The following is a 21,730-nucleotide window of genomic DNA, read 5'->3' as shown; positions in this document are numbered from 1 at the left end:
TTACGGGCGCACTCTGAGCCGGCCATTTGGCGGTCGCCCGTGAAGGATCAACGAGCGCCTCCCAAGCCACCATTGGGTCCAGATCGTCTCGGAAAGCGAGGAGCTAGAATGATCTCTCGGTCACCAGAACAGAGAAGTCTAGCTTCCAGCTTCTAGCTTCTTCCTACTGCGACCACTCCGTTGGCTCGCGGTCCCAGCGATGGCGCCGCATCCGCTCGATTACCTCGGGCGTTAGGGGGCGCCCGCCGCTGACCGCGGTGTTGGCGCGGACGTGCTCGAGCTTACGCATCCCCGGGATGACGGTGGAAACGTCGGGATTGCTGAGGATGAACCGCAGGGCCAGCTCGGGCATGGTCATCCCCTCAGGAATGTCGGGGCGTAGCGCCTCCGCCCGGTCCACGCTGGAGCCGAGGTTCTCCGGGCCGAAGTAGATGTTTCGCCAGTCACCATCGGGCCAGGTCGATTCGCGCGTCAGCGTACCCGTCAGGGTGCCCTCGTCAAAGGGGACGCGGGCGATCACCGCAATGTTCAGCTCCCGGCAGAGGGGGAAGAGCTCGTCTTCCGGCGCCTGATCGAAGATGTTGTAGATCACCTGCACGGCATCGATGTGGCCGGTCCGGATCGTCTCCAGGCCGTTCCACGGCTCCCACCGGTTCAGGCTGATCCCCACACCGTGGACGAGCCCTTCGTCGCGGAGGTCGCCCATGGCTCGTTGCCAGCGCTCGTCGTGCGCCCAGGCATCCTCCCACACATGGAACTGCAGCAGGTCGATGCTCTCGGTGCCGAGATTCTCCAGGCTCTTCTCGGCGTACTCACGGATGTAGTCCGGGGGAAAGACGTCGTCCAGCTCGTAGCCTCGGCGGGACGGCCACGCCCGGTTCTTCGGGGGAATCTTGGTCGCGGTGTAGAGGCGGCGGTCGGGATGGCGCCGCACCAGCTCGCCGAGCAGGCGTTCGCTGTGACCCTCTCCGTAGGCCCAGGCGGTGTCGAAGAAGTTGCACCCGCGTGCCACCGCCTCATCCAGGGATGCCCGCGACTGCTCGTCGTCGGAGCCGGTCCATCCCCCCATGCCCCACATCCCATAGCCGACCTCGCTGACCTGCCAGCCGAGTCGACCGAAGGTCCTGTACTCCATCTTCCCTCCCGGCGTTGCGATGAGAGACTGCGAGACGGAGTGCAAGCTACGCCACGCTGCCGGCTGCCGCCAAGGATCCTCAGTCGGCGCCCATGCAGCTCGCGCAGCGACAGAGCGAGCGCAGCATCTCGAACGGGTAGATGCCAGTGGAATGGCCGTCGCTCCAGCGGAAGCGAAGCGCGTATCGTCCGACGTATTCGATCTCCAGAGGATAGACGCTCGCGCTGACCGTGGCCGGGTCCAGCAGACGGCGCCCGGTCATCTCCTCCACGCATCCCGCGCAGGGACAGTTCAGTCGCAGGTAGTGCGACTCGTATTCGGAGACGTGTCCGTCGCGCCACTCGATGCGCAGGCGCTGCTCGTCTTCGCTCGGGCCGATTTCGGCGGGTATAGTGGAAGAAGGCATGTAGTCGGGAGTTGGGGTTGAGAAGTTAGAAGTTAGAAGCTAGAAGCTAGAAGACTTGCGGGGGAAGTTGGGAGCCGGTAGCAAGGGTTCAGGGGTCGGAAGCCAGGGAGCCAGAAGGCAGAAGGCAGAAGGCCGGGAAGCGGACAGCTCGGGGCCTGCGACTCAAAACTTCTAGCTTCTAGCTTCTCGCTTCCCTTCTGGCTCCTGACTCCTGGCTTCTGGTTCCTTCCCCCACTCCGGACTGCTCCTATTAACCTTTCGCGCACTTTTCGATTCCCGCGGTGTCCCTTCCGCCAGAATCTCAACCCTTCCCGCATCCCCATCTCTAGCCCATGGGTTTCTCCGCTTCTATCATTCCTCCCCTGCTCACCCCTGATTGCGAGGCCCCGATGCGTTACCACCGAATCCCACTCGCACTGCTGCTCCTTCCGTTCGCTGCGGCCTGCGCGGACAACGCGCGGGCGGGCGAAGACCACGTCGGCCACACACAGGAGCCCGCCGCTGCCGCGGCGCCGCAGGATCCCTCCCTGCCGCCGGACGCCGAGGGGGCAAACGACCGGCTCGCCGCATCGCCGAGGCACGGTGAATGGGTGATGATCCCCGCCGGCGATGGCGACAGCGTGCGAGCGTGGGTCGTCTATCCCGAGCGGAACACCCCTGCCCCGGTCGTGCTGGTCGTGCACGAGATCTTCGGGTTGAGCAACTGGATCCGGGCGGTGGCGGACCAGCTCGCCGCGGACGGCTTCATCGCCATCGCGCCCGACCTGCTCACCGGCCACGGCGTGCCCGACGGGCCGGACGGGGCCGATCCGGAGGCCGCCCGGGCGGCGATCCGCACGCTGCAGCCGGCTGACATTCAGCGCCGGCTCGATGCCGTCGCCGACTACGGCGTGGCGCTTCCCGCCGCGACCGACCGCTACGGCATCGTCGGCTTCTGCTGGGGCGGCGGCACCTCGTTCGCGCACGCCGTCCACGCGCCGGATCTCGACGCGGCGGTGGTCTACTACGGCAGCTCGCCCGACCCCGCGGCGCTCGACAGCGTCCAGGCTCCGGTGCTCGGCCTCTACGGATCGGAGGACGCGCGGGTCAACGCGACGATCGATCCGGCCGCAGAGGCGTTGGCCGCGGCTGGCAAGACGTTCGAGACCGAGATTTACCCGGGAGCGGGGCACGGCTTCCTGCGGCAGCAAGGAGGCCAGGAGGGGGCCAACCTGGAGGCTGCACGCGCCGCCTGGCCGCGCACGATCGCGTGGTTCCGCCAGTACCTCGAACGCTGACCTTCTTAGACAGACGCACGCTCGCACCCATGATCTTTCACGAGCGCCCGCGATTCCCCCGGGGCTTCACCTGCGCCAGCCGCAATTGCGGTTTGAAGCCGACCGGCTACGATCTCGCGCTCTTCCGCTCGGCAGTTCCGGCCGCCGCAGCCGCGGTCTTCACCCGCAACCGCTTCCCGGGCGCGCCCATCATCGTCGGCCGGGAGATCATCCGCCGGGGGCGACTCAGCGGCGTGGTGGTGAACAGCAAGGTGAGCAACGTGGGGACGGGCGAGATCGGCATCCTCAACGCGCGGCGCATGGGGATCGCGGCGTCGGTCGAGCTGGGCGTGCCGGCGGACGAGGTGTTGATGAGCTCCACCGGCGTGATCGGTCGTCAGCTGCCGATCGAGCGGATCGAGGCGGCCCTGGTGGGAATGTCCGCCGAGTTGTGCGACGACCCGCTGGTGGGGGCGGAAGGGATCATGACCACCGACACCTACCCCAAGGCTCTCTCGCTCAGCCTGGGAGACGTGGTGATCACCTGGGTGGGGAAGGGGTCGGGGATGATCGAGCCAAACCTGGCGACCATGCTGGTCTACATCTTCACCGACGCCCGCATTCCGGCCGAGCGGCTCGACCCGCTACTGCGAGCGGCCGTCGACGACTCGTTCAACATGCTCTCGGTCGATTCGGATACGAGCACGTCCGACACGTGTGTGTTGATGGCAAACGGTCTCGCCGGAGAGGTCGATGAGCGGGAGTTCGGCCATGCCCTCCGCCAGGGGTGCATCCGCTTCGCCGAGATGCTCGCCCGCGACGGGGAGGGCGCGACGAAGCTCCTGCGTGCGGTCGTTCGGGGCGCCGCGACCCGGGATCAGGCCCGGCGGGTGGCCAAATCGATCATCAACTCCCCTCTGGTGAAGACCATGGCCTATGGGGCCGACCCGAATACCGGTCGGGTCATGATGGCAGTGGGAAAGTGCCTCGACGTGGAGCAGGACCCCGCCCGGACGGAGATTCGCATCAACGGCACGGTGGTTTTCCGCGGAGGGGCTCGCGTCGATTACGACGAGGAGGCGCTACGCCGGAAGCTGTCCGGCGATCCGGTGGAGATCGAGGTGGACCTGCAGATGGGAGACGGCACCGCGACGGCTTTCGGCTGCGATCTCACGCACGGCTACATCGACGAGAACGCCGCGTATTATTCCTCCTGAATGCCGCTCCCCAGATCCCTACCCCCGCTCTCCCCTCCCTCGATGGATGGCGCGGAACGGCTGGAGCCGGGGCCTCCACTCCCCGTCCGCCGTCAGCTGCCAGTACTCGGTACCCTTCCCGCGGGTGAATTCCATCTGCTCCTCGAGCCGCTTGTCGTTGAGCACCCCCTTCCCGATGACGTAACGGAAATCTCCGTCGGGCCCGAGGATGATGGTTGCGCCGCCGTAGAAGGTGAACCGCTCCCCGTTCCGAATCACGGTGCGCCGCTGCGTTACCTCGGCAACCAGATCGAAGACGACCTGCCCCTGAGGGCCGACGCGCCGGGACGAGCGAATGGAGTGGACGACGGGGATGTCGATCTCCTCCCCGGGGACCGATCCCGGCGGCACGAGCCCGAAATGGTCCATGAACTCCGGCCGGGAGACCACGTCTCCCAGCGCCGCCGCCTGCCTGCGCAGCTCCTCCGCGTCGGCGGCGCGCGCGGGGTCGCCCTGGAACCGCAACGACGCGAAGTTCAGCGCCTCCACATCGGGGATGACATGCTCCGGAGGCAACCAGCGTAGCGCGTCCTCGAAGAGGCTGCTGGCCCCGCTCGGGTAGATGCCGTGGTTGCGGAAGGCGTCGATCCAGGACTCCCGGTAGGCCCAGGGGTCGTCCGGCACGAGGTCGTGGTCGGCCGTGAGCACGGCCCGCAGATACTCACCCAATTCGACGTCGATTGGCGGGCAGTAGTCGATCGCCCGCACGCACAGGGTCAGGAACTGGTTGGCGAGCTTGCTCGCCTGGTCCGCCAGGATCTCCGTCAGTTCCGTCGACATCTCCTGCTGTAGCTGCGTCGACCCGCCCGTGGCGAGCCGCACGTACCGCTCGGTCTTTCGCCTATATATGGTGGTGAAGGCCTGGAAGACGGCGGACACCAGCACGGACCCCAGCTCGTGGGGGGGCAGGTTCGGATCGTAGCGCGGGGCAACGATGTCGCCATGTGCGTTGATCTTCACCGCACTGCGCAGCGCCTGCCCACGTCCCGTCGTGTGGCCGAACTGTGTGGCCAGATCCGTGAGCAGCCGTGCCCGGTCGAGCTGCCCGCGGGACTCGCGAATCGCAGCCAGCACCACCTCCCGGTAGCTGAAGTGCTGGAAGATGGCGACGAGATCGGCAAACCCCTCGTGAAAGGCAAGGACGTCGGGGCCGGTGGGAAGGCTGAAGTGAGCCCGCAGCCCGTCGAGCAGGGCGTGTGTGACCTCGTGCACCACCACGTCGTGCGAGAGGCAGGTGAAGATGATCTCGCCCGGGAGGTTGCGGCCCACTACATCGCGGTCCGCCGGGTAGTAGCCGAAGGCGATCTCGCCCCGCACCTCGTCGTAGTAGGCGTTGGATCCCAGGAAGGCGTGTGGACGGATGCGCAGGCGCGAGATGGAGGTCTCTCCCTGCCCCCCTCGCCTGGGGTCGAACCCCCAGGCGAGGTGGCGCCCCAGGGCCTTACGGAAGGCGTGGTATACCGTGCTGCAGACGGCGTACACCATCTGCTGGTGAAAGCGGAAGTCCGAGGGTGAGGGCTTGCGACCGTCCTGGATCAGCTCGCGGGGGGATTCCAGGTCGACCTGCGGCAGATAGCGGTCATCGATCGCGCTGTCGTAGTCGTCCACCTCGAACAGCTGGCCCACCGGGCCGGGAAGTAGCGGCTCGTACGGAACATTCACGAGCGCCACGGCCCCCTCCAGCGTTGATCCCCCGGGGTCCCGTGTGAAGATGCGTAGCGGCCGATAGAGCGGGTCGTCTGCCTTTCGCTCGTACGGCACCGTGTAAATGGCCCGCGTGATGGCGGGGTCGATGCGGTAGTAGATACCCTCCCCCGGGAACGTCCGCGGCGCCTGTTCCAGTTCCTCCGGATAGCCGGACTGCTCCCGAGTCTGTGCCGCCGCGGCGCTGGCTTCGGGTGTGGAGGGGACGAGCGGCTCGCCGCTGGTGCTCATGGCATCAAGAGGAGAGCGCTGCGGAGACGGTCGGCGCAGTTCAGCTCCGGGGTCTGCACGCGGTCGGGACCGAATGCGTCGACGACGCGACGGTGAAACTCCTCATTCGTCCACCGCTGTCCGGCCGAGGAGGCCAGGAGTCTCGCCGCCCGGCGCGTGAAATCACCCTGCCCTTCATTCTCCCAGGCCACCTCACGAGCCAGGCAGGCGGAGAACGATACTTCCCGCATGACGTTCCGGCCGGCGCTCCGGCGCCCCGGCGAGCGCTCGCGGCGGCGGAACTCCGCGTGCGCCGCCTGCATCTCCGGTGTCGCCGCGATGTACCGTGGCCGCCTGGACCCTCCGTCGCTCGGGTAGGGCGTGCCGCCGACGACCCGGTTGATCGTTCCGGAATGGCAGCAATCCATGAAGCAGGTGACGTTCACGCCCGCGGGGATCAGGTCCCACACCTCCGCCAGGTCATCGTCGATGATGTAGGCGCCGGACTCGTAGTCGACCGGGCAGAGCGCCTCGTCCTTGCCATCCGGTTCGTCCCCGTCGAGGTCGGCCAGCGCAGTACCGTGCCCCGCGTACTGGAAGACGATCACGTCCCCGGGTCGGCTGGCGCTGATCAGCTCGCGCAGGCGCGTCAGGATCCCGCGCCGCGTGGCTTCGGCGTCCGTCAGGTAGTCGACTTCGAATCCGAGGTCCGTAAGCGCCTTCCCCCAGGTTCGCGCGTCCGCGACGCAGCCGTTCAGGGGAGAGCCGACATACTGATTGATTCCCACGCAGAGTGCCCGACGAGATCCGACCGACGGGCCAATCCGCTCCGGAAGGGTGATCGGCTCGGGGAAAGGAAGCGTTCCCGGAGTGGCGAAAGGAAGCTCTTCCGCAACCGGTGTGAGTGCCTGAACAAAGAACGCTGCTCCCGGTAGCAGGTCGATCTCCGCCGCATCACCCAGCGAGCGTGACTTGGCCTCGATCATTGCCTGTGGCAGGGGCTCGAGCCCTTCGGTATCGTCGCGCCCGAGAACCCGGGCGGCCACGCCGAGCATGGTGGCCGGGTCGTTGTCGAATCCCCCGTGAGTGCGCGATTGGCTCGCCCGGACTCCATCGGTCGCCACCGAAACGGACCAGACGATCTCCCCGTGCTCGCTCCTGGTCCCGCCGAGGCCGAAGATCCGGCGCAGCTCAGCATCCTCCCTGAGGCTTTCCTCCAGGCCCAGGATCGGGATCCCCTCCGTCGGTCGCCCGATCGGGTTCGAGAGCTCGTCCTCCTCTTGCGGCTCCAGCGCGTTGCGGATGAGATAGAGCAGGGACTTGCGGTAGATCCCCATGCAGGAATCCTCCAGCTCCCAGTCCTTGCTCATCGTGTAGATGGTCATCCGCTCGATTCCCTTGCCCAGGTGTGGCGCCAGACGAGCGTGGAACGCATCGACCCGGATGGCGGGGGCGAGAAAGGTGACCGAGCGGAAGGGAGGAACGCTGAGCTCCAGCGCCTTGGGGAGGAAGTAGGAGTGGAAGATGGAGCCGGCACTGTGTCCGACCGCGTGCAGCTCCACCTCGTCGGCGTGCTGTTCGCAGAAGTCGCTGAGCAACTCCGCCACCCGCAGCGCTCCACCACCGGCCAGCGTGCCGGCCGCCGCGCTGCGCTTCATATTGGACCAGATGTCCATCGGCAGCCGCATGGCGCGCGCGGCAGCTTCCACCGCGTTGTCCCAGGTCTCCTCGATCACCCCGCGCGGCCGGGTGACCGGGCCGGGCCCGAAGAGCACCTGGCGAAGCTGCGGCAGCAGCCCGGTTTCCCAGACGAAGTACACCGGGTAGATGTGATTCTGCCGCCACCACGGGGCGGCGAGGTGCGCCATCCATAGACCGTCGCTCTCGGCCACGAGGCCGCCGTGTGCGTAGAACATCACCCGTAGCTTCTCGCCGGCGCGCTCGGCCTCCCGCGCGGCGCTCTCCAGCTCCTCCGCGAAGAGGGCGTCCACGTCCTGTGGCGAGGTGGCGTAGAGTCCCTGCGAGGAGAAGCGTCCACGATCCAGGTTGATCACGTGTGGACGCATCCCAGCGCGGACCGGCGCGGTGAAGCGATCGCGGTCCGAAGCGCGCTGAGCGCGGGGAGACGGCAGGATGGCGTTCTCCTGCCCGATGTGGAGGGCGATCTCGTCGAGCGACATCGACGTCTCGCCGGGCTCGGCGTCCGCCTCCTCCGGCGGAGCGAGACTCTCGCGGGCACCGCCCCCCTGCAGCGCGTCGACCGCCCGCTGCACGGCCGTCTCGAAGGGAAGGCGCGACTCCAGGATCACTCCGGGGAAGCGAACCGGCTCCTTCGCCACGAGCGGCTTCGGCCATTCGCGCTCCTCCCCGTGCAGGGCCCGCACCTCCTCCACCGTCTGCGGGTAGTCGATCGCGCTCCCGGGGCAGGTTTTGGGACCCATCTGATTGTGGAAGCGCAGCGACTCCGGGGGCAGATCGAATTTCTTCTGCACGCTCGCGATCACTTCCAGCGCCACGCGCTTCTGCTCGCCCCCCCAGTCGTCGCGGCCGACGTCGAAGTCGCCGATCAGCTCGAACATGAAGGGTCCGGCGCGGGAGTTCCCGTTGTGGCCGGCGGCGCTGGCCGGGGCACGGTTCCAGTCGCGCCCGGTCCAGATGGACCCGTCAGGCGCGATGGTGATGTGCTGCGCGATGTCGCTCCAACCGTTGTGCTCGGTATGGAAGCGCCACATCGCCACGATCGATTCGTGACCGCGGTACTGGGCGTGGTTGGGGCGCCAGGTATGGTGCATGTGCACCGAGTTGATGCGGCGGGTGAACGGGAAGCGATCGAGAACGGCGGTGAACTCTTCCAGGGTGAGCCGGCGGAAGGGTGCGGGCATGGCGATCTCCGGGCTGGCAAGCCGGTGTGGGGTTGATCGCAGGGTATCGGGGCCGTGGCCGCGAGCGCCGGTGCGGTGGGCGCGGGTGCGAACGCCGGTGTGGGACCGGTGCAGAAGCCGACCGGGATCGACGGCGGCGGGATCCGTCGCGGAACGGCCGGCGCATATTACCGGGGCCCCGAATCTCCGTCAACGCTGTTCGTTTTGGCCGCAACCGGCAGGCCTACGGAATGCTGGCGAGCCCCGGCCTACCCCTGCCACTCGATCCCCACCATGAGCGCTCGCCCGGGCGCCCGCGTCTGTGCGACGTCCAGGTAGCTCGCGTCGCCGAGGTTGTGCAGGTCCACGTAGAGCCGGAAACGCTCGTGCTCGTACCAGGCGCGAGCATCCGCGCGGATGTATGCCTCCTCGCCGACCCGACGGGCTCGCGTCGCCCGCAACCCGATTCCCAGCCCGCCGCCCACTGGTCGATCTGCCCCCACAGTGACGTTCTCTGTCAGCGGGCGCAGCGCATACTTGGACTCGACCTGCTCGGGAGTGGACGAGCGCACGGACAGCCAGCTCCCGTGGGCGGCCCAGCGGGTGCCCAGACCATCGACCCAGGTCAGCTCGGCCTCCAGGCCGCGGAAGCGGGCGCTTTTCACGTTTCGGGTCCTCCACACCTCCTCCGAGCCGAGCGCCCGCGCCCAGTCGATCAGATCGTCCGCGCGACGCTCGAATACGGCGAAGCCGACGCGCAATCCCGGCGCGAGCGTCGCATCGGCTCCCAGCTCGGCGCTCCATGAGCGCTCGGGCGAGAGGTCGGGACTCCCTTCGTTGGCGGGGTCCCGGTAGTAGCGCTCGGTCCAGGTCGGAGTGCGCAAGGCCCGGCCCAGCGAGGTCCGCAGACGTACGTCTGCAACCGGCCACCAGGCGAGGGCGACGCTGGGCGAAAAGAACCTTCCGTGACGCTCGTGCCAGTCGAGCCGCGCTCCCGCCGTCGCCGTTACCAGACCGACTCGTCCTGCGGCCAGCTCGGCCAGCAGCGCCGCGTGGTCTTCGGCCCGGTCTCCCAGGCTCTGGCTGTCCAACCGGTCGTGCTGCGCCTCTCCCCCCGCCGCGAGGCGTAGCCATCGCCCCGCTTGATAGCGCGCGGTCAGCCTTCCTCCCAGTTGGTCGGTCGTGTGCTGGTTCCGGTAGTAGGCAGGGTCGTCGCGGCGGAGGACGAAGTCGTCGTCGTGTCGCCGATAGCTCAGTACCGGCTCCAGCGAGAAGCGCGCGTATGGCGCGGGCCGCAGGGAGATGGAGGCGGTAGCGGCACGCGTCTTCTCGAACTCATCCCAGCTCGGGTTCGATCCATAGAAGCCGTTCGCTCCGAAATCCCGCCCGGCCCACGCCACGGCCGCGCTGAGCGTCCGGTCCCCCACCGGCGCGCTAAGCGCCGCACGCGTTTGCGCAGTCTGGAAGTCGGTGCCTGAGCGATGGCCATCCGAGCGCCGCAGATCCACTCCGAGATCGAGCCTCGCCGACCCGGCCGACAGCGTATGCGCAAGGGTCGCCCCGGCCGTACCGAAGCTGCCCGTCTCGAGTCGCACCCGACTATTCCCTCCCCCACGGGTGACCACGTTGATCACCCCACCCACGGCGTCCGCGCCGTGAAGAGTGGCGGCCGGGCCTCGCAGGACCTCGATGCGCTCGATCTGGTCCAGCGGCACCGCCAGATCCAGGTCGAAGTGGCCCGTCTGCGCATCGCTCACCCGGACCCCGTCGACCATCACCAGAACCTGCTCGAAGGTGGAGCCACGCATACCCACGTCGACCAGCGCCGGCGAGCGGGGCATCACGTCCACCCCCATCACCCACTGCAACGCATCAGCGACGCTGCGGACCGGCAGCGCACGGATCTGCTCCGCCGTCACGATCTCCACCGAGCGCGTGGAGGTTGCCATCTCGGCGGACGCCATGGAAGCAATGGTCACCCGCACTGTATCCAGCGGGATCGGTGTCTGCTGCGCGGCGGCGCGCGCCACCGGCATTGCTGCAGTGACTGTATACGCGGCCAGCAGGGCCGCCGTGATCCGCCTCATCCGTCACGTCGGGTAGGAGAAACCAATCGCGTGCGGCGGAAGATGCCCGGCGGCTCGGGAGCACACAAGTCGGCACGCGGTTGAGTGCATCACCGGCGGCATTTAAGTTTCTGTGATTACCCGGGTAAGGGCCGGGAATGCCGTACACTGCGAGGCGATGAACAAACTTGCGGAAGAGGTCCGCCGCCGGCGGACCTTTGCGATTATCAGCCACCCGGACGCGGGGAAGACGACCCTCACGGAGAAGCTCCTGCTCTACGGTGGAGCCATCCACCTGGCGGGAAGCGTGAAGGCGCGCCGCACCGAGCGCCACGCCACGAGCGACTGGATGAAGATGGAGCAGGAGAGAGGCATCTCGGTGACCTCTTCCGTGCTCCAGTTCGAGTACGACGGCCGGCAGATCAATCTGCTGGACACGCCCGGGCACGCCGACTTCTCCGAGGACACCTACCGAACGCTCATGGCCGCCGACAGCGCGGTCATGCTGCTTGACAATCGCAAAGGCGTCGAGGAGCGGACGCGGCAGCTCTTCCAGGTCTGCCATCGCAGACGCACGCCCATCTTCACCTTCGTCAACAAATGCGATCGCGCCGGCATGGAGCCGCTGCAGCTGCTCGACGACGTGGAGCGGGACCTCGGGTTGCGCTGCTACCCTATCACCTGGCCGATCCTGGAGGGGGAGCGGCTGGTGGGCGTATACGACCGGCTGGACAAGCGGATTCACCTCTTCGAGAAGGGCACCGACCACGGCGCCCGCCGCGCGGCCACTCGGGTGGCAGACCTGGATGATCCGGCCGTGGAAGAGTTGATCGGGGCGGTGGCGCTCGCCCGCCTGCGGGAGGAGATCGAGCTCCTCGACATGGCGGGCGAGGAGTTCTCGCGGGAAGCCTTCGAAGCAGGAGAGGTCTCCCCCGCCTACTTCGGGAGTGCTCTCACCAACTTCGGCGTGGAGCCCTTCCTCCGGTCGTTCCTGGACCTCGCCCCACCACCCCTGCCCCGGGAATCGACTCAGGGACCCGTGGACCCCGTCAACGAGCGCTTCACCGGGTTCGTGTTCAAGATCCAGGCGAACATGGACCCGAAGCACCGCGACCGGATCGCCTTCGTGCGCGTGTGCTCGGGGCGCTTCGAAGCCGGCATGCAGGTGCGGCACGTCCGCAGCGGGAAGACGATTCGCCTGGCGGCACCGACCCAATTCCTCGCGCGCGATCGGACGCTGATCGAGGAGGCGTGGCCGGGGGACGTCGTCGGGATCCACGATCGCGGCACGCTGAGGATCGGCGACACCCTCTCCGCTGATGGGGACCTGGAGTACAGCGACATCCCTCGCTTCAGCCCGGAGCACTTCGCGCGCATACGCATCGGGGATCCGCTGCGGAGGAAGCAGCTGGATACCGGCCTGCAGCAACTTTCGGAGGAAGGGGCGGCGCAGGTGTTCTACCAGGAGTCCATCGCGGGCCCGGCGCCGATCGTGGGAGCGGTGGGGATGCTGCAGTTCGACGTGCTCCTCCACCGGCTGGAGCACGAGTACGGCGTGACCGGAAAGCTGGAGTTTCTACCCTACCGGTACGCCCGCTGGGTGGAGGGGCCGCGAGCCGTCATCGATCAGTTGGCCGCCGGGATTGGCCGGACGCTGGTCTACGACTCACGGGAGCGGCCGCTGCTCCTCTTCGAGAGCGAGTGGTCGCTACGCACCGCGGTCGAGAAAGGGGAAGGAGTCACCTTCCACGAGATCGCACCCTGAAGCGACCTCGATGGCGTGAACCGTCCGACGTTCAACGGGCGTCGGGAAGGGCTTGGCTCACCACCAGCGTGGCAGTGTAGCCCCCTCGCGGAATCCCCCGGCGGGTAGAGGGGTGCGGCCGCAGGTCCTCCAGCCTGAGCGAGTAGCCGTCCACCTCCACGGCCCGAGGATCGACGCCCGTGTTGACCTCCAGCTCACGCCGGTCCGCTCCCAGGGCAACGACCAGCGCGACCCGGGCGTTCCCTGCCCACACGCACTGAACGTCGGTGGGGCAGCGCGAATCCTCTGCGACCTGTTCGAACCGGATCCGCAGGTCGCTCTCGGTTACCCGCGCCGTCTGTCCGATTTGGAGAGAGAAACTCTCCCCGAGCGGCACTTCGACCGTCGGGCCGAGCGGTCGGGTCCCATTGCACGCCATCAGCGCCATGACAGCAAGCGGGGCCAACAGGCGCACCACTCATCCCTCCTGTACGATCCTCGGCTGACGCACAATGCGCGGGTCGGTGAATACGTCCAGCACATCGCGGCTGGTGCTGGAGAACTCCGACACCACGGCGCCCTCGGGCCCGGCACGAAACCAGTGCAGTGTGTTCGGCGGAATGGTGTACTGCTCGCCGGGCTTCAGCTCGATCTCATGGAAGACGGTGTAATGTTCCCGCGATCCAGGCGGCGGCCCCGGGCCGCGCAACTCCCCGGTCGAGGGGCCCTCGACGTACAGCCAGACGCTCCCCCACCGGCATCGAAACGTCTCCATCTTTCCCGGGTCGCCATTCGACGGGGGGTGCCGGTGCTCAGGGCACGTCTGGCCCGGAAACAGCACCAGCTCCTTGGCACAGTAGCGCTGGTTGTTGACGTAGGTAACAAGCTGCAGGCCGGTAACCTCCAGCTCATCGAGGCCGAAATCGGCGACCTCGATCGCCTCGCGCTCGGCGGGGGAAAGAACGACACCCGCCTGGCTTAGCACTTCGCTTGCGCGGCGTCGTGCCTCGCGAGCGATGGCGAGCGAGATGCTCATGCGGTCGAGATGGTGGTCGCGTCGCCAGCCCGTCCGGATGGCACTGCACAGGTGGCGATGATGGCGTCGAGGCGAGCATCGAAGGCGGCATCCACCTGCCGCCGGGCCGGGTCCCCGTCGAACCAGGCGATGATCTCCTCGGCCCCGTGAGAGAACGGTATTGAAGGCGAAAAGTCTGACACCAGCGAGCGGATCTTGGAGTTGTCGAAGATCATGCTGTGGGCCTTGTCACCAAGCAGGCTCGCACCCCACTCGGGATCGAAGCGGGCGATCCACTCGGAGGGGACGTGAACCGCGTCCAGCTCGACCCCGGCCGCTCGAGCGATCGCGGCGTAGATCTGGTTCCAGGTGATCAGCTCCTCGGAGGTGATGTGAAATGCCTCCCCGATCGCCTCCGAACGCCCCATCAGCCCCACGAACCCTCTGGCGAAATCGGCGTGGTGCAAAACCGGCCAGATGGACGTCCCGTCTCCGGCGATCACCACCGGCATCCCGCGACGCATCCGGTCGATCATGGTGTAGCCGCCGCGGATGGGAGGCTTGGTGCGATCGTAGGTGTGCGACGGCCGCACGATGGTCACGGGAAAGCCCTCTTCCCGATGTGCACGGACGAGCCTCTCCTCGCAGGCGATCTTGTCGCGGGAATACTGCCAGTAGGGGTTGTCGAGCGGCGTGGATTCGGTGACAGGCAGTCGCTCCGGCGGGGTCTGGTACACAGAGGCCGAGCTGATGAAGACGTATTGACCGGTCCGTCCCCTGAACAGCTCCAAGTCGCGCTCGACTTCGTCAGCGGTGTACGCCACCCATTGGACTACGACGTCGAACTCCTTGCTCCCCAGCGCTTCCCGCACCGCCTGACGGTCGCGAATGTCCGCCCGCGCCACGCGGGCACCGGCAGGTGCGGGGCGAATCGAAGTCCCGCGATTCAGCAAGGTGAGGTCGATCCCGCGCTCTACGGCGAGCGCCGAGCAGGCGGAGCTGATAATCCCGGTACCGCCGATGAAGAGTGCTTGCATCTACGATTGCTCGGTTGGCCTCCCGCCACCGCGCCCCACCCCGTAAGCCACGAGGCCGCCCCACCGTCGACCGCCCGAAACCCTACTGGCTCGCGGCCCCCTCATTCGGAGAAGAATCCGAGGCGAAGAAGTGCTTCTTCACGAACTCGAGGAAGATCGGCCAGTCGGCAGGGGCCGGTCCGTGTCCGCCTTCGTGAATGAGGAATCCCAGGGTGTTGAGGATGGGTTGACCAGGGGGCGGTATCGTGGTGGTGTCGAGCCCCTTCGCCCCCAGCATCTCGAACACCGGCTCGGCGGCCAGGGCAGCGAGGAACTCGCCCTTGGGGTCGGACCAGCGGTCCTCCGTGCCCGTTTGCAGCAACACCGGCCGCGGGGCGATCAGCGCAAGCAGGAGGTGCGCGTCGACCGGCAGCTCGTTCACGCGGTCGGCATATTTCGCATAGTTGCCAGCGAACTGGTAGCGATAGCGCGAAGGCGCGGTCAGATGGGCAACCGTCTCGCCATAGTTTCGCCGGCTGAGTGCTGCGCCACCCTCACCGGAGGCGCTGGCGATCACCAGCGCGAAGCGCGGATCTTTTGCGGCGGTCCAGAGAACGGTTTTCCCGACCCTCGAGGCGCCGAAGAGCGCCACGCGCTCATGATCAATGTCCGGATCGGTTTCGAAGTAATCCATGACCCGTCGCAGTCCCCACGACCAGGCGGCGATGGCACCCCACTCGTCCGGAGCGGGCTCTTCCTGCCCCTCGTCCATGTAGACGCCACGAATCCCGAGTGTGGCGCCGCCGGGGAAGTCGGGGTCCAGATCGGCGTAGTAGACCGTCGCCACCCCGATGCCCGCCTCCAGGAAAGGCAGCACATCGATCCTTCCAAAGCCTCGGCCCGGACGGGCCGGCACGCGCTTGCGCGTCTCGCGGTCCCACACTTCGGAGGGCCGAATGGCCGAGTCCGCGACAGCGTTCGAGTTCGGTGAGAAGCTGACGTTGAGGAAGATCGGCACCGGCCCGGTGGCACGCGCCGGCAGATAGATCAGCAGGTCGAGATCCGGACCGGTTCGATCGCGGTTGAAGTACAGCGTCACCTGCCGGCGGATCGCCCTTCCTCCGAAAGCGGAGCCCGCGCTCTCGAACACGTGGAAGACCATGTCATTCGGTCTCCCCGGGCTGCGCCCGTACTGGTACTCCTCGAACAGCCGCACCAGCTCCGGTCGGCGCTGGGACCACCACATCTCCCTGGTCTGTACGGGCCTCCCATCTTCCATCGTCAACGGGTCGGGCAGTGTGTAGCTGCCGACCAGCGCCTCGGTGTAGTTGACAGGGATGTCCGCGACCGTGTCCGGTGGGGCATCGGCCACCTGGGCGAAGAGCGGGGATGCCAGCAGGGAAGAGGAAGCGGCGATCGAGGCGAGGCCGATACGCCAGGAAAAGGACTTGAATCCTTTCCGGAGCATGGTCCAGGGGTTGTTCAGGGAAAAAGTGGAGACCTGCGGGTTCCGCATCAATCGGTCTCAGTATGTGATCGAGGAACGTAGCCGTCCAGTCAGGACGATCCCCTACAGCTGCCTCACCCGCCGTAGCGTTCCGGCTCTTCCCAACTCTGGTCCCAGAGCTTCTTTTCGCTCTGCGCCCAGAACTCCTCTTCCGCCCGACGGATCGCCACCTCGTCGAGCGGTTCTTCCTCATCGGTAGACAGGCTCCCCCGCTCGATGATCTGCCGGATCGCCGCCTCGTCGACTACCAGCGCAGGCTGCCGCGCCACGGCCCGGCGCTGGCGATAGCGCCGGATTCCGGCGACCAGGATCAGCGCGCCGAAGAAGATGCCGAGCCAGACCGGTATCACATACATCGAAAAGCCGCCTATTCGCGAGACGTAGCAGTCTGCACGCGTACGGTGACCAGAAGTTGCCCAAGATGGCGTTGCACGTGCTCCGCGGCGTGGAAGAAGAGCCCTCGGACGGTGGAGGGGAGAGCCTTCCGCCCCACGGCGCGCGGCTGCGACAGCGTGGCCTCATCGGTGTGGCGGAGCACTTCCACCGCGCCCTCGATCTGGAGCTGCAACGCGTCCACGAGCTCGGCAGCAGTGACCGGCACCTCCGGAGGCTGCGACTCGGAGCGCAATGCCCTCAGCTGGTGCTCGTCCAGCTGCTCACCGCGAGCATAGGTGAACAGCCGGTCGATCACCCCGGCCATATGGCGCAGGTGGAATCCAGCTGAGGCTACACCCCCCGGCCGGCTCCATAGCAGGGAGTCGGGCACGTCCGCCATCAGCTCGCGTACCTCCTCGAGCGCCTGAAGAAGAGCGTGTGCGACCGGCTGCAACTGATCGGGGACCCCTTCAACGGGGCCGCGCAGCCACACTTCGGCTCGCTTTTCCGCCATCGTCATTTTCCTTTTACCCTTGCGCCGCGGCGACCTGCGCCGCCCAATCATGTTTCAGACTCCGCAACCTAACTACCCGCCGAAGGCGGGGGAAAGGACGCGCGCCATGAAAGCTACCCTGGCGACCATCGGCTACGAGGGCACCTCCGTTCGCAACTTCGTCGAGGCGCTGAAGCGCGCCCGCGTACAGATCCTCGTCGACATCCGGGCGATCGCGAGCTCCCGCCGACCCGGATTCTCGAAGAATGCGCTGGCGGCAAGCCTTGCTGAAGCCGGGATCGACTATCTCCAGCTTCGCGGCCTGGGCACGCCAGCAGACGGGCGCGCCGCCGCGCGAGCCGGCCGCCATGAGGAAATGCGCCGCATCTACCTGAAGCACCTCGAGACCGAGGAAGCTCAGGATCAGCTCGCCACCCTGGTGCAAGTGGTCAAAGGCGGCAAACGCGCCTGCCTGCTCTGCTACGAAGCCGACCCACGTCACTGCCATCGTAGCATCGTGGCCGAGGAGGTGGGGAAGCAAACTCCGGTGGAGGTCCAGCACCTCTCGCCCAACCCCGCTGAGGACTGACTGTCCATCACGGGGGTCACAGCGCGGCGGCAATATCTGCCCGCCTGAGTGGCATAATCCACCGTCGCCCTGTCACCGTGAGCGGACATCGCGGAGGCGCCCCTGGACGGCCGGGACAACCCGCAAGCTATTCATCCCGAGATACTTGTAGTCCATTTGGCAGCACCCGGCGCGACTCCGCGGGCGGCCGGCACGGGGGTTGCTTAAGAATGGGCGTAAAGCAGGTCGCTACTCAGTGGCGAAGAGGGGAATACCAGGAATCCGCGAGACGAAAAATGAAGAGGAAGCCGCCGGTCAAGAGAGTTCCGATGAGTCCGGATGCGTACGCAGGCTTCCTCGCGCTCCTGCTCACCCCTGCGCACCGTGAGCCGAAGCCGTCTCCCGAGCTGGATGCGTATCTGCGCTATCTCTCGGATCGCGATCCCCTACCGGACCACATCAAGCGCATGCTCGGACTGAGGACGGTCGAAGCGGCCTGATCGAGCGCGCATGCATGCGTAAGCAAAACGCCCCCGGAGGCCGATGGTCTCCGGGGGCGACCCGTTCTTCTGCCTGCTGCTGCCTGTCATAGTTCCGCTACGATCGGCTCATTCCCGTAGAAGGTGCTGAACCGTCCGACGGCTTCGTGCACGGCCTTCCGCTCTTCCGAGCCGACGGCCCGCACGAAGGCGATCTCGATGACCGGGTCGCCTCTGCCCGGCCGCCGACGCCAGCGAGCGATCACCTGTCCATCGAAAACGAGCACGTGTAGGAGCGGCCCCGGCGCGGCTCCTGCGATTCCGGCAACGTCCATGGTGCCGCGGCTTTCGGAATAGCCAACGACGTACTCGTCGTAAGCCTGAAGGAGGTGGGCGGTTCCGGCTTCGGGTGTGGAGGTGCGGGCCGAGTGAGTCGGAATCCACCAGTAGGTTCGCTCACCCTGCTGCCAGCGTTCAAGCTGTCCTGCCACCATCTCCATGCCGCGCCGTGCCTCCCCCGCCGTCAGGCTCGCCCACCAGCGGAAATCCTTCTCGGTGGCCGGCCCGTGGCCGCTGAAGTACCGGAGCGTGAGCTCCGCCAACGCCTCTTCGGCGTCGAGCTCACGGGCACGCGGGGCGCGCTCCTCAACCAGCGCGTAGGTGATCTGCTTCCCCCGTGGAACCCCGCTGCAGATGACCCCGTCGAGCTCCGCCCGCATCACCAGGTGCGCGAGGCGTTGTCCTTTCGCCTCGATGCCGACCTCCGCCAGCTTCTCCGCCAGCTCGCTGCGGGTGTGGTGCCTGCCTCCGGCCACGGCGGCGGCGATCACCTCCTTCGCCCGCACATACTCCCCTTCGTCCAGCTCCAGCGCGCGATCGTAGGCGGCCATCATCCTGCGCACCCGGTGGGCGGTGGCATGCTGCATCCAGAGGATGTCTTCGGGCAGCACGTGGTGCCAGGTGGGGCGCAGGACGTGGGTGCGGAGGATTGTTCCTTCGGCGAGCGCGCGGTCCATCGCTACCTCGTCGCATCCCGCCACACGTTGGCCGACCGACCACTTGGCATACCAGTACTCCTGCGACTGCACGGCACCGAGCCAACCCACCGGCTGCTCCGGTCGCTCGAAGCGAGGAGGAACGATACCCTGGATCTGGAGTCGCAGCCTCGCCAGATCGCTCACGGGAGCCGAAGCCGCTCTCATGCGGAGAGATCGGCTGAGCGCTGCGGCAACTGGCCGGTATCCCCCAGTTGCGCGCCCGCCATGGCCGGTGGGGGAATCACAGTCGGGGCGAGAAGCGGGGCTGGAGGGAGAGGCATCGTCCGGGCTCAGCAAACACGGTGAAGGACATACGGGTATGCGGACCGGTGCGCACGCTCCCATCTACGGCACAACCGTCGGAAGGCGACCGAAGTTACCCGCCGGTCCCGAAGGCAGCAAGCCATCAAGAGTTCCCCCACGAGTCTGCCAGGCGGCTCCCGACATGCACTCGCGAATGTAGTCAATACATTCGGGGGGAACCGAAAGGAGTGGTGATGAACGCTCGCTCCATGTTACGTCGGCTGCAGGGCCGCGGGGCCACCACGGCAGAGGACCGCGAGGCCGTCTACTATCTTCGCGTAACGCTGGTGGTGGGGTTGTCTCTCATCCTGGGTGCGGCGCTCTCGTGGTTCCCCGCGCAGCCCCATCCCTTCCGCTACGTCCTTTTCCTGCTCGCCTACCTGGCGGGTGGGTATCGCATCGCGCTCGATAGCTGGGAAGAGCTTCGTCGCGGGCGCCTCTCCATAGATTTCCTGATGGGGGCGGCGGCTGTCGGGGCGGCGATCGTCGGCAGCGCGCTGGAGGGGGTCGTCCTGATCTTTCTCTTCTCCCTGTCCAAGGCCCTGGAGGCCCATGCAATGGGCCGCACCCGCCACGCGATCGCCCGGCTCATGGACCTGCGTCCGGCCGAGGCGACGCTTGCGGATGGCGAGGGAAGAGAAATCGGCCGGGCGCCGGTCGAGGCGCTGATCCCCGGCCAGGCGATCCTGGTACGTCCGGGGGAGCGCATCCCTGCCGACGGACGGGTTCGCGACGGCCGCGCGGAGGTGGATCAGGCCGCGATCACTGGCGAATCGGTGCCGGTTCGGAAGGAGCCGGGCGACGAAGTCTACGCCGGTACAATCAATCAGTCCGGCTCGCTGGTCGTGGAGGTGACCACGCGCGCCGGCGAGACGATGCTCGCCCGCATCGTGCGCCTCGTCGAGGAGGCCCGCGAGGAGCGGGCGCCCGCCCAGCACTTCATCGACCGCTTCGCCCACCCGTATACGCTCGCCGTCGTGCTGGTGACGATCGTCGCAGCGGTCGCCCCTCCGATGTTGTGGGGCGTCCAGTGGGACCAGGCCTTCTACCGGGCGATGACCCTGCTGGTGGTGGCGAGCCCATGTGCTCTGGTCATCTCCACTCCCTCCGCGATCCTCTCCGGGATCGCGAATGGCGCCAGGCACGGCGTTCTGTTCAAAGGAGGCGCCTACCTGGACCTGGCTGGAACCATCGACACGGTAGCTTTCGACAAGACGGGAACGCTCACGGTGGGGCATCCCGAGCTGGTGGATATCGCTACCGGCGCTGAGCTCGATCCTACCGGCCACTTCTCGTCAGGCAGCCATGACGCCGACGAGCTGCTGCGTCTGGCCGCCGCTGCGGAGCGCACATCCGAACACCACCTGGCGCGCGCCATCGTCGAGGCCGCCGAAGCGAGGGGCATCGTTCCCGCTCTCGCCGAGGAGTTCGAGTCCTTTCCGGGAGAAGGAGTCGTCGCGCTGGTCGACGGGGTTCGCGCCTGGGTGGGCAACCACAACATGCTGCGACGTCAGGGCGTCCGCCTGCCGCCCGTCGCCCAGGGCTGGACGGCGGAGCAGACCTCGCGCGGGCGTTCGGTGGTGTACGTCGGCACGGGCGACGAACTGGGTGGCGCGATGTCGTTCGGCGACCAGCTCAAGCCAGGAGTCGCGGCGGCAATACGGCACCTGAAGTATGAGGGGATCCGCTGGATCGCCATCCTTTCCGGCGACCACCCGGACGCGGTTCGCGCCGTCGCTGCCGAGGTGGGCGCGGACGAGGTGCTGGCGGACCTGCTACCCCACGAAAAGGTGGATGCGGTCCGGACCCTGGTAGAGAGCTCGAAGGGGGTTGCCATGGTCGGCGATGGCATCAACGACGCACCGGCCATGGCGGCGGCCACGCTGGGGGTCGCGATGGGCGCTATCGGCACCGACGTCGCGATCGAGACGGCGGACGTGGTGCTGATCAGCGACGACGTCGGCAAGGTCGACTACCTGATCCACCTCGGCAAACGGACGCGCCGAATCGTCCGCCAGAACGTGTACTTCAGCGTCGGCTGGATGCTCTTCCTCGTGGTGGTGACCGTGACCGTCGGGCTCCCCCTACCGCTCGCCGTGGTGGGTCACGAGGGCAGCACTCTGCTGGTAGCCGCCAACGGGTTGCGGCTTCTGCGAGGCGATCCTCATCCGCCCACCGTTCCCACCAGCCACCATCAGCGGCATCGCAGGGAGGCGGCGCCCCCGCCACGCGTATCGACGCTCAGGCCGCCCTAGCTGTGTGGCGTCTCCTCCATGGTGCAGCCGAGGATCGTCATCAC

At 67.1% G+C, this 21,730-nt stretch carries 18 protein-coding genes; 6 read left to right on the top strand and 12 right to left on the bottom strand.

Annotated features, from left to right (window positions below):
- Positions 1-163 precede the first annotated feature (163 nt).
- Positions 164-1,135 carry an aldo/keto reductase gene (locus VF167_04765; protein HEX6924714.1) on the bottom strand — a complete coding sequence of 324 codons (972 nt, stop codon included), beginning with the start codon at positions 1,133-1,135 and terminating at the stop codon, positions 164-166.
- A gap of 79 nt (positions 1,136-1,214) precedes the next feature.
- The gene (locus VF167_04760; protein HEX6924713.1) at positions 1,215-1,541 is read right to left on the bottom strand and encodes a DUF971 domain-containing protein; all 327 of its coding nucleotides are present in this window, start codon (positions 1,539-1,541) and stop codon (positions 1,215-1,217) included.
- A gap of 389 nt (positions 1,542-1,930) precedes the next feature.
- Here VF167_04760 and VF167_04755 point away from each other — a divergent pair, with 389 nt between their 5' ends.
- Entirely contained in the window at positions 1,931-2,818 is an 888-nt protein-coding gene (locus VF167_04755) for a dienelactone hydrolase family protein (GenBank protein ID HEX6924712.1), read from the top strand.
- A 29-nt stretch (positions 2,819-2,847) separates the two neighbouring features.
- Positions 2,848-4,014, top strand: coding sequence for a bifunctional glutamate N-acetyltransferase/amino-acid acetyltransferase ArgJ (argJ, locus tag VF167_04750; GenBank protein ID HEX6924711.1), 1,167 nt, complete (start codon positions 2,848-2,850; stop codon positions 4,012-4,014).
- 18 nt (positions 4,015-4,032) lie between these two features.
- On the opposite strand, the gene VF167_04745 is transcribed toward argJ, so the two are convergent.
- The 3 genes from VF167_04745 to VF167_04735 form a co-directional block, all read right to left on the bottom strand.
- On the bottom strand, positions 4,033-5,988 hold the full coding sequence (locus tag VF167_04745) for a hypothetical protein (protein ID HEX6924710.1): 1,956 nt from the start codon (positions 5,986-5,988) through the stop codon (positions 4,033-4,035).
- Positions 5,985-8,849: a caspase family protein gene (locus tag VF167_04740; protein ID HEX6924709.1), complete on the bottom strand. Its 2,865-nt coding sequence runs from the start codon at positions 8,847-8,849 to the stop codon at positions 5,985-5,987. Before VF167_04740 ends, VF167_04745 begins: the two co-directional genes overlap by 4 nt.
- 248 nt (positions 8,850-9,097) lie before the next feature.
- On the bottom strand, positions 9,098-10,915 hold the full coding sequence (locus VF167_04735) for a TonB-dependent receptor (GenBank protein ID HEX6924708.1): 1,818 nt from the start codon (positions 10,913-10,915) through the stop codon (positions 9,098-9,100).
- 157 nt (positions 10,916-11,072) lie between these two features.
- Between VF167_04735 and VF167_04730 the strand changes: the two genes are divergently transcribed.
- Complete coding sequence (locus VF167_04730) at positions 11,073-12,659, top strand: peptide chain release factor 3 (GenBank protein HEX6924707.1); 1,587 nt, start codon at positions 11,073-11,075, stop codon at positions 12,657-12,659.
- A 31-nt stretch (positions 12,660-12,690) separates the two neighbouring features.
- On the opposite strand, the gene VF167_04725 is transcribed toward VF167_04730, so the two are convergent.
- The 6 genes from VF167_04725 to VF167_04700 all read right to left on the bottom strand — a co-directional run bounded on the left by VF167_04725 (position 12,691) and on the right by VF167_04700 (position 17,065).
- Positions 12,691-13,113: a hypothetical protein gene (locus tag VF167_04725; protein ID HEX6924706.1), complete on the bottom strand. Its 423-nt coding sequence runs from the start codon at positions 13,111-13,113 to the stop codon at positions 12,691-12,693.
- A 3-nt stretch (positions 13,114-13,116) separates the two neighbouring features.
- Positions 13,117-13,674, bottom strand: a complete 558-nt coding sequence (locus VF167_04720) for a D-lyxose/D-mannose family sugar isomerase (GenBank protein ID HEX6924705.1) — start codon at positions 13,672-13,674, stop codon at positions 13,117-13,119.
- The gene (locus VF167_04715; GenBank protein ID HEX6924704.1) at positions 13,671-14,690 is read right to left on the bottom strand and encodes an SDR family oxidoreductase; all 1,020 of its coding nucleotides are present in this window, start codon (positions 14,688-14,690) and stop codon (positions 13,671-13,673) included. The genes VF167_04720 and VF167_04715 overlap by 4 nt, the downstream gene beginning before the upstream one ends.
- An 82-nt stretch (positions 14,691-14,772) precedes the next feature.
- Positions 14,773-16,185: a hypothetical protein gene (locus tag VF167_04710; GenBank protein HEX6924703.1), complete on the bottom strand. Its 1,413-nt coding sequence runs from the start codon at positions 16,183-16,185 to the stop codon at positions 14,773-14,775.
- 65 nt (positions 16,186-16,250) lie between these two features.
- On the bottom strand, positions 16,251-16,532 hold the full coding sequence (locus VF167_04705; GenBank protein ID HEX6924702.1) for a hypothetical protein: 282 nt from the start codon (positions 16,530-16,532) through the stop codon (positions 16,251-16,253).
- 11 nt (positions 16,533-16,543) lie between these two features.
- Entirely contained in the window at positions 16,544-17,065 is a 522-nt protein-coding gene (locus tag VF167_04700) for a DinB family protein (GenBank protein ID HEX6924701.1), read from the bottom strand.
- A 106-nt stretch (positions 17,066-17,171) separates the two neighbouring features.
- Here VF167_04700 and VF167_04695 point away from each other — a divergent pair, with 106 nt between their 5' ends.
- Both VF167_04695 and VF167_04690 read left to right on the top strand, forming a co-directional pair.
- Positions 17,172-17,633, top strand: coding sequence for a DUF488 domain-containing protein (locus tag VF167_04695; protein HEX6924700.1), 462 nt, complete (start codon positions 17,172-17,174; stop codon positions 17,631-17,633).
- Between the two features lie 308 nt (positions 17,634-17,941).
- Entirely contained in the window at positions 17,942-18,112 is a 171-nt protein-coding gene (locus VF167_04690) for a hypothetical protein (GenBank protein ID HEX6924699.1), read from the top strand.
- A gap of 86 nt (positions 18,113-18,198) precedes the next feature.
- On the opposite strand, the gene VF167_04685 is transcribed toward VF167_04690, so the two are convergent.
- Complete coding sequence (locus VF167_04685; GenBank protein HEX6924698.1) at positions 18,199-19,293, bottom strand: winged helix DNA-binding domain-containing protein; 1,095 nt, start codon at positions 19,291-19,293, stop codon at positions 18,199-18,201.
- Positions 19,294-19,625: 332 nt separating this feature from the next.
- Here VF167_04685 and VF167_04680 point away from each other — a divergent pair, with 332 nt between their 5' ends.
- Positions 19,626-21,686: a cation-translocating P-type ATPase gene (locus tag VF167_04680; protein ID HEX6924697.1), complete on the top strand. Its 2,061-nt coding sequence runs from the start codon at positions 19,626-19,628 to the stop codon at positions 21,684-21,686.
- Positions 21,687-21,730: the final 44 nt, after the last annotated feature.

Source organism: Longimicrobiaceae bacterium, assembly GCA_036375715.1.
Lineage (GTDB): Bacteria > Gemmatimonadota > Gemmatimonadetes > Longimicrobiales > Longimicrobiaceae > DASVBS01.
Note: the sequence above shows the minus strand (reverse complement) of the source record. Positions and strands in the feature narration are given on the sequence as shown.